We start from the raw sequence: 12,498 nt of genomic DNA on the forward strand, positions 1-12,498 counted from the left end.
ATCAGTCAGCACATTGTTCCGGCTGTCGACGCCATCGCGAGCAGGCTCGCTCCCACAGTGTGGGGCGAGGTGTGTCGGTTACCGCTCGTGAACGTAAGTGCCCGGTGAAGCTTCGCCTGCCGGATACGCTTTGTTGCCCAGCTTGGTCGGCGCCTTTTTCAGCTCGCCCGAGCGCGCGGCCTGCCATGCCTGCCAGTACAACCACCAGGAGTCGGCGTGTTTGGTCGAGTTTTCCTGCCAGTCATCGGCATTCGCGGTCATTTCATCGCTGGTCATGTAGCGCGATTTCGGGTTGCCCGGCGGGTTCAGAATGCTCTGGATATGCCCGCTGCTCGACAGCACGAATTCGACCTTGCCACCAAACAGCTGCGCCGACTTGTAGCAGGACTTCCACGGGGTGATGTGGTCGTTGGTGCCGGCCAGCGAGAAGATGTCGGCGGTTACCTGCTTGAGGTCGATCGGCGTGCCGCACACTTCCAGTGCATTGGGGCGGATCAGTGGGTTGTTTTTGAACATCTCGATCAGGTCGCCGTGGAACGCCGCCGGCAGTCGAGTCGTATCGTTGTTCCAGAACAGGATGTCGAACACCGGCGGCTCGTTGCCGAGCAGGTAGTTGTTGACCCAGTAGTTCCAGATCAGATCGTTGGGGCGCATCCAGGCGAAGACCTTGGCCATGTCTTTGCCTTCGAGCACGCCGGCCTGATACGAATGGCGCTTGGCGGTCTCCAGGGTCTGCTCGTCGACGAAGAGCGCGACGTCGCTGTCCAGCGTTGTATCGAGCACGCTGACCAGCAGGGTCAGGGCGTTGACCTTGTTCTCGCCGATCGCCGCGTAGTGGCCGAGCAGGGCGGTGCAGGTGATGCCGCCGGAGCAGGCACCGAGCATGTTGACGTCCTTGCTGCCGGTGATCGCGGTGACCACGTCGACCGCTTCCTTCAGGGCTTCGATGTAGGTCGAGAGGCCCCACTCACGCTGTTCCTTGGTCGGGTTGCGCCAGCTGACGATGAAGGTCTGCACATTGTTGCGCAGGCAGAAACGCGCCAGGCTCTTGTCCGGGCTCAGGTCGAATACATAGAACTTGTTGATCTGCGGCGGCACTACCAGCAGCGGGCGTTCGTGCACCTGCTCGGTGATCGGCTTGTACTGGATCAGCTCCAGCACGTCGTTGCGAAACACCACTGCGCCTTCGGTCACGCCCAGGCTCTTGCCGACCTCGAACGCGCCCATGTTGACCTGGCTCGGCATGCCGCCGTTGTGCACCAGATCCTTGGCCAGATGCGAAAGGCCGTCGAGCAGGCTCTTGCCGCCGGTCTCGAAGAAGCGTTTGACCGCTGCCGGATTGGCTGCCGTGTTGGTCGGGGCCATGGCCTCGGTCATCAGGTTGATCACGAAGTGGCCACGCGCGATGTCCTTGGGCGAGAGGCTGCTGTCGTCGATCCAGGCATGGAGTTCCTTGCGCCATGCCAGGTAGGTTTGCAGATAACGTTTGTACAGCGGGTTCTGACTCCACGCCGGATCGACGAAGCGACGGTCATCGCCCGCCGGTTGCAGGTCGGATTTGCCGAACAGCACGTTCTTCAGTTCGAGGCCGAACTGGGTGACGTGTTTGACACTATGGATCGGTTGTTTGATGGCCTGGGTCAGCACCATTCGAGCAGAGGCCAGCAGATCCTTTCCGCGAAGCCCAACGACAGGATTCAGCCCCAGGGTGTTTTCCGAGGCCTGGTACTTCAAATCATCGTTATTCTTGTTACTCATCTACGACGCTCCATTGTCCTGAGACGAGTACCCGGTTTTCTGCTGTGCAGTTCCACAGCCAATGCCAGGTACTACTGCTCGGGTGACCGTTGATTCTGCATAGCTGCTTTACAGTCGTAGAGCACTGCAGGGAACTTGCCAGTTCCATTGGTTACCCGAGATTGATTTTTTTCGCAAGCAGCCGATCCCGGGCCGCTTTAGCGGAGCATTCAAACAGATGAATCTAGAAAATGCCCTCTAAACAGTCCAGGGCGCGGACTAGAGCATCAGCTTGACGACGGACTGGTCCGGGTCGCGGGTTTTGCCGGCGGCTTTGAGCTCGGCCAGATAATCCGCCCAGAGTGCGTCATAACGTCGCCCCAGCTCGTACAGATAATCCCAGGTGAACAGACCGCTGTCGTGACCGTCGTCGAAGGTCAGTTTCAGTGCGTATTGACCGGCCGGTTCTACCTTGGTCAGGCCGACGTTCAGCTTGCCGAATTGCAGGATCGGTTTGCCGTGGCCCTGAACCTCGGCGGAGGGGGAATGCACGCGCAGGAATTCGGCGGGCAGGGTGTATTCCTCGCCGGACGCGTATTTGAGCGACAGGGTTTTCGAGGCTTTGTGCAGTTTGATGTCGGTGGGAAGCATAGAAAAAAGCCTTTAGCTGCAAGCTACAAGCGGCAAGCTTAACTCAGCTTGCCGCTTGTAGCTCGGAGCTGGCAGCTCTACAGAATATAACGGGACAGGTCTTCGTTCTGCGCCAATTCGCCCAGGTGGCTGTTGACGTATTCGGCATCGATCTGGATCGCCTTGTCGTCGTGGGCGCTGGCCAGATCGCCGGCGCTGAACGATACCTCTTCCAGCAGACGCTCGAGCAGCGTGTGCAGGCGACGGGCACCGATGTTCTCGGTCTTCTCGTTGACCTGCCAGGCGATTTCCGCCAGACGCTTGATGCCTTCCGGCTGGAACTGGATGTTCAGGCCTTCGGTTTTCAGCAGCGCGCAGTATTGCTCGGTGAGCGAGGCGTGCGGTTCGCTGAGGATGCGTTCGAAGTCCTGCGGGCTCAGGGCCTTGAGTTCGACGCGGATCGGCAGACGGCCTTGCAGCTCCGGAACCAGATCGCTCGGCTTGCTCAGGTGGAACGCACCGGAGGCGATGAACAGGATGTGGTCGGTCTTGACCATGCCCAGCTTGGTGTTGACGGTGCAGCCTTCGATCAGCGGCAGCAGGTCACGTTGCACGCCCTCGCGGGACACATCGGCGCCGCCGACATTGCCGCGCTTGGCGACCTTGTCGATCTCGTCGATGAACACGATGCCGTGCTGCTCGACCGCTTCCAGGGCCTTGGCCTTCAACTCTTCTTCGTTGACCAGACGACCGGCTTCTTCATCGCGTACCAGCTTCAGCGCTTCCTTGACCTTGAGCTTGCGGGCCTTCTTCTTGCCCTTGCCCATGTTGGCGAACAGGTTCTGCAACTGGTTGGTCATTTCTTCCATGCCAGGAGGCGTGGCGATCTCGATGCCGGCCATTTCGGCGACTTCGATCTCGATTTCCTTGTCATCCAGCTGGCCTTCGCGCAGGCGCTTGCGGAACAGTTGGCGAGTGTTGGAATCCTGGGTCGGCGCTTCTTCGTTGCTGAAGCCCATGCGTGCCGGCGGCAGCAGGGCGTCGAGAATACGGTCCTCGGCGGCGTCTTCGGCACGGTGGCGAACGCGGGTCATTTCCTGCTCGCGCAGCATCTTGATCGCGGCGTCGGCCAGATCACGGATGATCGATTCGACGTCACGGCCGACATAGCCGACTTCGGTGAACTTGGTCGCTTCGACCTTGATGAACGGCGCGTTGGCCAGCTTGGCCAGGCGACGGGCGATTTCGGTTTTACCGACACCGGTCGGGCCGATCATCAGGATGTTCTTCGGGGTCACTTCAACGCGCAGCTCTTCAGGCAGCTGCATGCGGCGCCAGCGGTTGCGCAGGGCAATCGCGACGGCGCGCTTGGCATCGTCCTGGCCGATGATGTGGCGGTTGAGTTCGTGGACGATTTCGCGGGGAGTCATGGACATAATAATTGACGGTCCTCAAGCAGAAACAAGCCGTGGCACAGGGGCCGCGTCAGGCTTATTCAGCGAGATCCTGCTCCTCAATGGTCTGGGTGTGGTTGGTGAATACACAGATGTCGCCGGCGATGCCGAGAGCGGTCTCGACGATTTCGCGGGCCGACAGGTCGGTCTTCTTCAGCAGCGCGCTGGCGGCGGCTTGCGCGTAGGCGCCACCGGAACCCATGGCGATCAGGCCGTCTTCGGGTTCGACCACGTCACCGTTGCCGGTGATGATCAGGGATGCGTCCTTGTTGGCGACCGCGAGCATCGCTTCGAGGCGGCTCAGGGAACGGTCGGTGCGCCACTCTTTGGCGAGTTCGACGGCGGCGCGAACCAGGTGACCCTGGTGTTTTTCAAGCTGGCCTTCGAAACGTTCGAACAGGGTAAAGGCGTCGGCGGTGGCACCGGCGAAACCGGCGATGACTTCGCCGTGGTACAGGCGACGAACTTTCTTCGCGTTGCCTTTCATCACGGTGTTGCCGAGAGAAACCTGGCCGTCGCCGCCCATGACGACTTTGCCGTGGCGGCGGACTGAAACGATGGTGGTCAAGGGAAGAGTCTCCACACTGCGGGGCGAAAATGCCTTATGCCCATTCATATGGGGGTGGTGGAGAGGATTTCAACTGCGGGGCGGGAGAGGGGACGAGCGGTGGTTTGCAAGTGATCGCTCCCACGCAGAGCTACATTATCGTTCCCACGCTCCGCGTGGGAATGCCTCAATGGACGCTCCGCGTCCCTGCGGCAAGGGACGCGGAGCGTCCCGGGCTGCATTCCCACGCAGAGCGTGGGAACGATCGGTGGGGGAGGATCAGCGGCTCTGGCGTTGTTGTAACAACAGGTTGCTGAAGCCCGCGCCCGCCAGTTGTTTCTGGGCGGTGGTCAGCTGTTCGCGGTTGCTGAACGGGCCGACCAGTACGCGGTACCAGGTTTCATCCTTGACCGTCCCGGACTCAACCGCGACCGCCTGGCCGAGCAGAATGATCTGCGCGCGGACCTTGTCGGCATCTGTCTCTTTGCGGAACGAGCCGGCCTGCAGGAAGAACTTGGTCACCGGTGCAGCCTTGGTCACCGGTGGCGCTGGCGGCGGGGTGATCCCGGCCAGTGCAGCCTGTGCGCGTGCGGTGTCGATTTTCGCCGCTTCCGCCGGGGTCACCGGCGTGGTCGGGATTGCCGGCACTTGTGGCGTCGGCAGGGTTTTCTCCGGCACGGCATCAGGCGGCACGATCACTTCCGATTCCGGCAGCAGGGTGTAGAAGTCGTACTTCGGCTTCACCGGTTGCGTCGGGCTCGGCGGGGTCTTGTTGGCCTCGGCGATCTTGCTGGCTTTCTGTTGTTGCTGTTGCTCGACCTTCTCGCGCTTGACCGTGTCGCTGCCCTTGCCCGGCTCCAGTTTCATCAGGAACACGATGAACGCGCCGACCGTCAGGCCGATGGCCATCCACAGCCAGCCTGGAATCGGCTGCTTCGCTGGAGCTTGGTAACGGCTGGCGCCACGCTTGGGTGCAGGTTTTTTCTTGGCAGCCAACTTACATGCGCTCCAGGGTTTCCAGGCCGAGCAGTTCCAGGCCTTGCTTGAGGGTACGGCCGGTCAGCGCGGCAAGGCGCAGACGGCTTTGCATTTGTGCCGGGGTGTCGGCGGCGAGGATCGGGCAGTTCTCGTAGAAGCTGGAGAACAGACCGGCCACGTCGTACAGGTAGGTGCACAAGGTATGTGGCGTGCCCTTTTCCGCAACGTTGTTCAGCACTTCACCGAACTGCGCCAGTTTGGCTGCCAGTTCCTGCTCGTGCGCGGCCTCGAGGACGATCTGGCCGTCGACTTCGCTGAAATCCTTGCCCAGTTTGCGGAATACGCCGGCCACGCGGGTGTAGGCGTACAACAGGTATGGCGCAGTGTTGCCTTCGAAATTGAGCATCAGGTCGAAGTTGAAGCTGTAGTCGCTGGTGCGGTGCTTCGACAGGTCGGCGTACTTCACCGCGCCGATGCCGACCACTTTGGCGATCGCGCGCAGTTCGTCTTCGGCCAGTGTCGGGTTCTTTTCCTTCACCAGGCTGTAGGCACGTTCCTGCGCTTCGGTCAGCAGGTCGATCAGCTTCACGGTGCCGCCGTCACGGGTCTTGAACGGACGGCCGTCGGCGCCGTTCATGGTGCCGAAGCCCATGTGCTCCATTTCCATCGGATGGGTCACGAAACCGGCCTTGCGCGCCACGGCGAACACTTGCTGGAAGTGCAGGGCCTGACGCTGGTCGACGAAGTACAGCGCACGGTCGGCCTTCAGCTTGCCGCTGCGGTAGCGCACGGCCGCCAGGTCGGTGGTGGCGTACAGGTAGCCGCCGTCAGCCTTGACGATGATCACCGGCAGCGGCTCGCCTTCGGCGTTCTTGAATTCGTCGAGGAACACGCACTGGGCGCCGTTGCTTTCGACCAGCATGCCGGCGGCTTTCAGGTCGTTGACCACGTTGATCAGGTCGTCGTTGTAGGCGCTTTCGCCCATCACGTCGGCCATGGTCAGTTTGACGTTGAGCAGTTCGTAGATCTTCTGGCAGTGCGACAGCGAGATGTCCTTGAACTTGGTCCACAGCGCCAGGCACTCGGCATCGCCAGCCTGCAACTTGACCACCAGACCACGGGCGCGGTCGGCGAATTCCGGAGATTCGTCGAAGCGTTGCTTGGCGGCGCGGTAGAAGTTTTCCAGGTCCGACAGTTCGTCGCTGGTGATCGGGTTTTCCTGCAGGTACGCCATCAGCATGCCGAACTGGGTGCCCCAGTCGCCGACGTGGTTCTGACGGATGACGGTGTCGCCGAGGAATTCGAGTACCCGCGCCACGCCGTCGCCGATGATGGTCGAGCGCAGATGGCCGACGTGCATCTCTTTGGCGAGGTTCGGTGCCGACAGGTCGACCACGGTGCGTTGCGCCGGGCCGGCCTTGCGCACGCCAACGTGAGCGTCGGCCAGTGCGGCGTCGAGGCGCGAGGCCAGCGCTTGAGTGTTCTGGAAGAAGTTGATGAAGCCGGGGCCGGCGATTTCGGCCTTGGTGACGTTCTCGTCAGCCGGCAGGGCGGCGATGATTTTCTCCGCCAGGTCGCGGGGCTTCATGCCCGCAGGCTTGGCCAGCATCATCGCGATGTTGCTGGCGAAGTCGCCGTGGGTCTTGTCCCGGGCGTTTTCCACCTGGATCGCCGGCGTCAGGCCTTCAGGCAACACACCTTCGTTGACGAGTTGGGTGAGGGCTTGTTGGATCAGCTGGCGAATGGTGTCTTTCATGGTCTTCTCTTTCGACCGCAAGCGCGGCGGCGCATCGATGCGCGGGTGGAAAAACTGGGCATTATCCGTTGCGAAGACGGGCTTGCCAACCTTAGCAGGCAGGATGTGGATGTGTGGTGACAATTCGGCCGGTTTTGCCCGGTCAGTACAGATCCACCGGATCGACATCCAGCGACCAGCGCACCGCACGGCCGCTTGGCATCTGCTCCAGTACCAGCAGCCAGCTCGCCAGCAATCGGTGCAGCGGCGCCCGGGCCGTGGCCTGCAACAGCAGCTGCGCGCGGAAGCGTCCGGCCCGGCGTTCCATCGGCGCTGGCACGGGTCCCAACAGTTCAATGCCGGTCAGGTTCTGTTCGACCAGCAAACGCTCGGCCTCGCTGCACGCCTCATCAAGAAAGCCTTCGGCCTGCCCCGGCTTGTGCGCTTCGGCGCGCAGCAGGGCGAGGTGGGCGAACGGCGGCAGGCCGGCGGCGCGGCGTTCGCTCAGGGCCTGCTCGGCGAAGGCGAAGTAACCCTGCTCGGTCAGTTGCACCAGTAAAGGATGGTCTGCGAGGTGGGTCTGGATGATCACCTTGCCCGGTTCTTCCGCCCGCCCGGCCCGGCCGGCAACCTGCACGATCAACTGCGCCATGCGCTCGCTGGCGCGGAAGTCACCGGAAAACAATCCGCCGTCGGCATCGAGGATCGACACCAGCGTCACCCGAGGGAAATGGTGACCCTTGGCCAACATCTGGGTGCCGACCAGAATGCACGGCTGACCTTTCTGGATCGTGGCGAACAACTGGTTCATCGCGTCCTTGCGCGACGTGCTGTCCCGGTCGACGCGCAACACCGGATAGTCCGGGAACAGAATCGCCAGCCGTTCCTCGGCCCGCTCGGTACCGGCGCCCACGGGCCGCAGATCGACCTTGTTGCACTTCGGGCACTGGCGCGGCACGCGCTCGACGTAACCGCAGTGGTGGCAGCGCAGTTCGCCGTAGCGCTGATGCACGGTCATCCGCGCATCGCAGCGCTGGCATTCGGACATCCAGCCGCAATCGTGGCACAGCAGAGTCGGGGCAAACCCCCGGCGGTTGAGGAACACCAGCACCTGCTGGCCGGCGGCGAGGGTCTGGCCGATGGCTTGCTGCATCGGCCCGGAAATGCCGCTGTCCAGTGGGCGACTTTTCACATCGAGGCGCAGGAAACGTGGCTGCTTGGCGCCGCCGGCCCGTTCGTTCAGGCGCAGGAGTCCGTAGCGGCCGGTGTAGGCGTTGTGCAGGCTTTCCAGGGATGGCGTCGCGGAGCCGAGCACGATCGGGATGTTTTCCTGCCGCGCCCGCACCAGCGCCAGATCCCGCGCGTGATAGCGCAGGCCTTCCTGCTGTTTATAGGAGCCGTCGTGTTCTTCATCGATGATGATCAGCCCCGGATTTTTCATCGGGGTGAACAGCGCCGAGCGGGTGCCGATAATAATGTCGGCCTCGCCGTCACGGGCGGCGAGCCACGCGTCCAGACGATCACGGTCGTTGACCGCCGAGTGCAGCAGGGCGATGCGTGCATTGAAGCGTTGTTCGAAACGGGCGAGGGTCTGCGGGCCGAGGTTGATCTCCGGAATCAGCACCAGCGCCTGCTTGCCGGCCTCGAGGGTTTCGCGGATCAGCTGCAAATAGACTTCGGTCTTGCCGCTGCCGGTGACCCCGGCGAGCAGGAACGCGTGATAACTGTCGAACCCGGCGCGGATCGCCTCGTACGCGGCGCGCTGCTCGCTGTTGAGCGGCAGTTCGGGCTGGGCCAGCCAGTGTTCATGGCGCGCGCCGGGGGCGTGGCGGCGCACTTCGACTTGCACCAGATCCTTGGCCAGCAGCAAATCGAGGCTGTCCTTGCTCAGCATCAGTTTGCTCAGCAACTGATGGGCGACGCCGTGAGGATGCTGGGCCAGCGTCGCCAGGGCTTCGCGCTGGCGCGGGGCGCGAGCGATGCGCGGGTCATCGAGGCTGGCGCCGGGAGCGGCGGACCAGAAGCGTTCCTGCCGAACCTCGGCCAGTTCGCCCTGACGCAACAGCACCGGCAGCGCCCAGCTCAGCGTGTCGCCGAGGCTGTGCTGATAATACTGAGCCGTCCACAGGCATAGCTTGAACAGCGCCGGCGGTAGCGGAGCGGTGGCGTCGAGCAGGGCCAGCGCCGGTTTGAGCTTTTCCACCGGCACTTCGCTGGTGTCGGTGACTTCCACCAGAATCCCGATCATCTCCCGCCGACCGAACGGCACCCGCAGGCGCATGCCCGGTTGCAACTGCGAACGCAGCACACCGGCCGGGGCCCGATAGTCGAACAGGCGGCGCAGGGGCGAAGGCAGGGCGAGGCGCAGAATGGCGTCGGGCACGCGGAGGATTCTCATAGGCGGGGCGGTGGAGAAGGCCGGGAGCCTAGCAGACGGTCGGTCCTGTGTCCTCCATCAGGAAAGCGTTCAAATGTTGACGAGTGGATTTTGGCGTCAGGCAAGGCGCTACGACGACTCATAGCTTGCTATGGGGAGGAGTAGCAACGCAGCCTGACGTCAAAAGACGCCGTCTACATTGAACAGTCTTTTCTGATGGAGGGCACCCCTGACAGCTTGCGTGATCGGGATTGTCTGGTAGAATCCGCGGCCTAATTACGTGCGGTATTCAACAATCGTGTTGGATGGCGGCACGCCAGCTGAGGAAAACACCATGAAAGCCGATATCCACCCGAATTACCCAGAAGTTGCAGTAACTTGCAGCTGCGGCAACAAGTTCGAAACCCGTTCGACCTTCGGCAAAGCCCTGTCGATCGACGTTTGCAACGAGTGCCACCCGTTCTACACCGGTAAGCAGAAGACTCTGGACACCGGTGGTCGCGTTCAGAAGTTCGCCGACCGTTTCGGTGCTTTCGGCGCGAAAAAGGCCTAAGGCCCTTCATTCTGGAAAACCTCAGCGGCTTTTCCGGTCTGATGAAAAAGGCGTCCCTTGCGGGCGCCTTTTTTGTGTCCGCGATTTGGCTCTCCTCCGTTCAGGCCTTCTGCCCGGCGCCGACCGGTCTGGACAGCGCCACGGTTCAGCGGGTGGTCGACGGCGACACCCTGCGCCTGATCGACGGGCGCAATGTGCGGATGATCGGCCTCAATACGCCCGAACTCGGCAAGCAGGGCCGCAGCGACGAGCCGTTTGCAGTGGCCGCGCGCAAGCGCCTCGAAGCCCTGGTCGCCGAGAGCGACGGGCGGGTAGGCCTGCGACTCGGCGTCGAGTCCAGGGACCGTTACGGGCGAACACTGGCCCATGTTTTCAGCGCCAGGGGTGAGAATCTCGAAGCGCAGATGCTCGCCGATGGCCTCGGTTTCCAGGTTTCGGTAGCGCCAAATGTAGATCTGGTCGATTGTCAGCAAGCCGCTGAACGCCGCGCGCGACAGGCCGGGCTTGGCCTGTGGAAACGCTCACCTGTACTGAAAGCGGAGCAGATCGAGCGCTCGGGTTTCGCGCTGGTCAGCGGGCGTGTGAGCAAGGTTCAACGCAATCGCGGCGGAATCTGGATCGAGTTGCAGGACAAGCTTGTACTGCGCGTTGCACCCAATCTGCTGCATCGCTTCGATGGCGCCTCTCTGCAGGCATTGAAGGGCAAGCAGATCGAGGCTCGTGGCTGGGTGGTCGACCGTTCCCGGCGCGGTGGACTGAAATCAGGTCAGGCGCGCTGGTTGCTGCCGCTGACCGATCCTTCGATGCTCCAGCCGTCCCGCTGAATAAAAAAGTTGTAGACATTTTTTCTGTCGATTGTGAACAGTCTAACCCTTGTGCGCCGTGGCTCTTGGCCCAAAGTCGTAGGGCAGGGCGCTTGACAGGGGTGACCGGGCAGTCTTGTGGGGACTTTGCGAGGCGCGTATCCTCGCTGACCAGTCTGTCCAACAGTAAAAAGCGGAATGCCAAAATGTCTGATCTGAAAACTGCCGCTCTCGAATATCATGCCAATCCTCGTCCAGGAAAGCTGAGTGTCGAGCTCACCAAGGCCACTGCTACCGCCCGCGACCTGTCGCTGGCCTACAGCCCCGGCGTAGCTGAACCAGTGCGCGAGATCGCCCGCGATCCTGAACTGGCCTACAAGTACACCGGCAAGGGCAACCTGGTTGCAGTCATTTCCGATGGCACCGCGATTCTGGGCCTGGGTAACCTCGGCCCACTGGCTTCCAAGCCAGTGATGGAAGGTAAAGGCGTGCTGTTCAAGCGCTTCGCCGGCATCGACGTCTTCGACATCGAAGTCGACTCCGAAAGCCCGCAAGCCTTCATCGACACCGTAAAACGCATTTCCATCACCTTCGGTGGCATCAACCTGGAAGACATCAAGGCGCCTGAGTGCTTTGAGATCGAGCGCGCTCTGATCGAGCAGTGCGACATTCCGGTATTCCACGATGACCAGCACGGCACCGCGATCGTGACCGCTGCGGGCATGATCAACGCCCTGGAAATCGCTGGCAAAACCCTGGCCGACGCCAAGATCGTCTGCCTGGGCGCTGGCGCAGCCGCCATCTCCTGCATGAAATTGCTGGTGAGCATGGGCGCCAAGGTCGAGAACATCTTCATGGTTGACCGTACCGGCGTGATCCACGCTGGCCGTGACGACCTGAACCAGTACAAGGCTGTGTTCGCTCACCCTACCGAGAAACGCACCCTGGACGACGCCATCGAAGGCGCTGACGTATTCGTCGGCCTGTCGGGCCCGAACCTGCTGAGCGCCGAGCAACTCAAGCGCATGGCGGCCAACCCGATCGTCTTCGCATGCTCCAACCCGGATCCGGAAATCTCCCCGGAACTGGCTCACGCCACCCGTAACGACGTGATCATGGCCACCGGCCGTTCGGACTACCCGAACCAGGTCAACAACGTACTGGGCTTCCCGTTCATCTTCCGTGGTGCCCTGGACGTTCGCGCCAAGCGCATCAACGAAGAAATGAAGATCGCTGCCGCCAACGCCCTGCGCGAACTGGCCAAGCTGCCGGTTCCTCAGGAAGTCTGCGACGCCTACGGCGGTATCTCCCTGGAATTCGGCCGTGAGTACATCATTCCGAAGCCAATGGACAAGCGCCTGATCACCGTGATCTCCGACGCCGTGGCCAAGGCCGCGATCGAGACCGGTGTGGCGACCCTGCCGTATCCGAAGAACTACCCGCTGAAAAGCGTGGATGACGTGTTCAACGGCTAAGCCGTTGTAGCGCTTCATGAAGAGCCCCGCTTTTTAAGCGGGGTTTTTTTTGTCCGTGAAAATGCGTTCCAGCTTGAAGGGCGGCCCTCACTGTAGAGACCGGTACATCCTTTACACATTAGACCGGGGACATCGTTTACACCTTTTACAGGCTTGATACGCGGTTGGCACCGCGCTCAAGCCTGCCTAAACAGAAGTTGCAAAGGTAC

10 protein-coding genes are annotated in these 12,498 nt (G+C 61.8%); 3 read left to right on the plus strand and 7 right to left on the minus strand.

The window, feature by feature from the left end; translation table 11 throughout:
* Positions 1-78: 78 nt before the first annotated feature.
* The 7 genes from phaC to EIY71_RS24765 form a co-directional block, all read right to left on the minus strand.
* A complete protein-coding gene (phaC, locus tag EIY71_RS24730) occupies positions 79-1,758 on the minus strand; it encodes a class II poly(R)-hydroxyalkanoic acid synthase (RefSeq protein ID WP_039772445.1) in 1,680 nt (559 codons plus the stop codon).
* Positions 1,759-2,016: 258 nt separating this feature from the next.
* Complete coding sequence (locus EIY71_RS24735; RefSeq protein WP_102718297.1) at positions 2,017-2,388, minus strand: gamma-butyrobetaine hydroxylase-like domain-containing protein; 372 nt, start codon at positions 2,386-2,388, stop codon at positions 2,017-2,019.
* A 77-nt stretch (positions 2,389-2,465) separates the two neighbouring features.
* Positions 2,466-3,803, minus strand: a complete 1,338-nt coding sequence (gene hslU / locus EIY71_RS24740; RefSeq protein ID WP_007952406.1) for an ATP-dependent protease ATPase subunit HslU — start codon at positions 3,801-3,803, stop codon at positions 2,466-2,468.
* Between the two features lie 55 nt (positions 3,804-3,858).
* Positions 3,859-4,389, minus strand: coding sequence for an ATP-dependent protease subunit HslV (gene hslV, locus EIY71_RS24745; protein WP_003196958.1), 531 nt, complete (start codon positions 4,387-4,389; stop codon positions 3,859-3,861).
* Positions 4,390-4,647: 258 nt separating this feature from the next.
* The gene (locus EIY71_RS24755) at positions 4,648-5,364 is read right to left on the minus strand and encodes an SPOR domain-containing protein (protein WP_039772438.1); all 717 of its coding nucleotides are present in this window, start codon (positions 5,362-5,364) and stop codon (positions 4,648-4,650) included.
* 1 nt (position 5,365) lies between these two features.
* Entirely contained in the window at positions 5,366-7,102 is a 1,737-nt protein-coding gene (gene argS / locus EIY71_RS24760; protein WP_102718298.1) for an arginine--tRNA ligase, read from the minus strand.
* Between the two features lie 142 nt (positions 7,103-7,244).
* Positions 7,245-9,464 (minus strand): primosomal protein N', encoded by a 2,220-nt coding sequence (locus EIY71_RS24765; protein WP_085746412.1) that lies wholly within the window; start codon positions 9,462-9,464, stop codon positions 7,245-7,247.
* 328 nt (positions 9,465-9,792) lie between these two features.
* On the opposite strand from EIY71_RS24765, the gene rpmE reads away from it, so the two are divergent.
* The 3 genes from rpmE to EIY71_RS24780 all read left to right on the plus strand — a co-directional run bounded on the left by rpmE (position 9,793) and on the right by EIY71_RS24780 (position 12,289).
* Complete coding sequence (gene rpmE, locus EIY71_RS24770) at positions 9,793-10,011, plus strand: 50S ribosomal protein L31 (protein ID WP_064592895.1); 219 nt, start codon at positions 9,793-9,795, stop codon at positions 10,009-10,011.
* Between the two features lie 41 nt (positions 10,012-10,052).
* Positions 10,053-10,835, plus strand: coding sequence for a thermonuclease family protein (locus tag EIY71_RS24775; RefSeq protein WP_085746413.1), 783 nt, complete (start codon positions 10,053-10,055; stop codon positions 10,833-10,835).
* Between the two features lie 185 nt (positions 10,836-11,020).
* Positions 11,021-12,289, plus strand: coding sequence for a malic enzyme-like NAD(P)-binding protein (locus EIY71_RS24780; protein WP_007952395.1), 1,269 nt, complete (start codon positions 11,021-11,023; stop codon positions 12,287-12,289).
* Positions 12,290-12,498 lie beyond the last annotated feature (209 nt).

The organism is Pseudomonas sp. CH235, assembly GCF_004368175.1.
In the GTDB taxonomy this organism is placed as follows: Bacteria; Pseudomonadota; Gammaproteobacteria; order Pseudomonadales; family Pseudomonadaceae; genus Aquipseudomonas; species Aquipseudomonas paraglycinae.

Coding starts and splice junctions, on each gene's coding strand:
- EIY71_RS24780 (WP_007952395.1), top strand. CDS start 11,021: ATGTCTGATCTGAAAACTGCCGCTCTCGAATATCATGCCAATCCTCGT.
- phaC (WP_039772445.1), bottom strand. CDS start 1,758: ATGAGTAACAAGAATAACGATGATTTGAAGTACCAGGCCTCGGAAAAC.
- hslU (WP_007952406.1), bottom strand. CDS start 3,803: ATGTCCATGACTCCCCGCGAAATCGTCCACGAACTCAACCGCCACATC.
- EIY71_RS24735 (WP_102718297.1), bottom strand. CDS start 2,388: ATGCTTCCCACCGACATCAAACTGCACAAAGCCTCGAAAACCCTGTCG.
- argS (WP_102718298.1), bottom strand. CDS start 7,102: ATGAAAGACACCATTCGCCAGCTGATCCAACAAGCCCTCACCCAACTC.
- EIY71_RS24775 (WP_085746413.1), top strand. CDS start 10,053: ATGAAAAAGGCGTCCCTTGCGGGCGCCTTTTTTGTGTCCGCGATTTGG.
- rpmE (WP_064592895.1), top strand. CDS start 9,793: ATGAAAGCCGATATCCACCCGAATTACCCAGAAGTTGCAGTAACTTGC.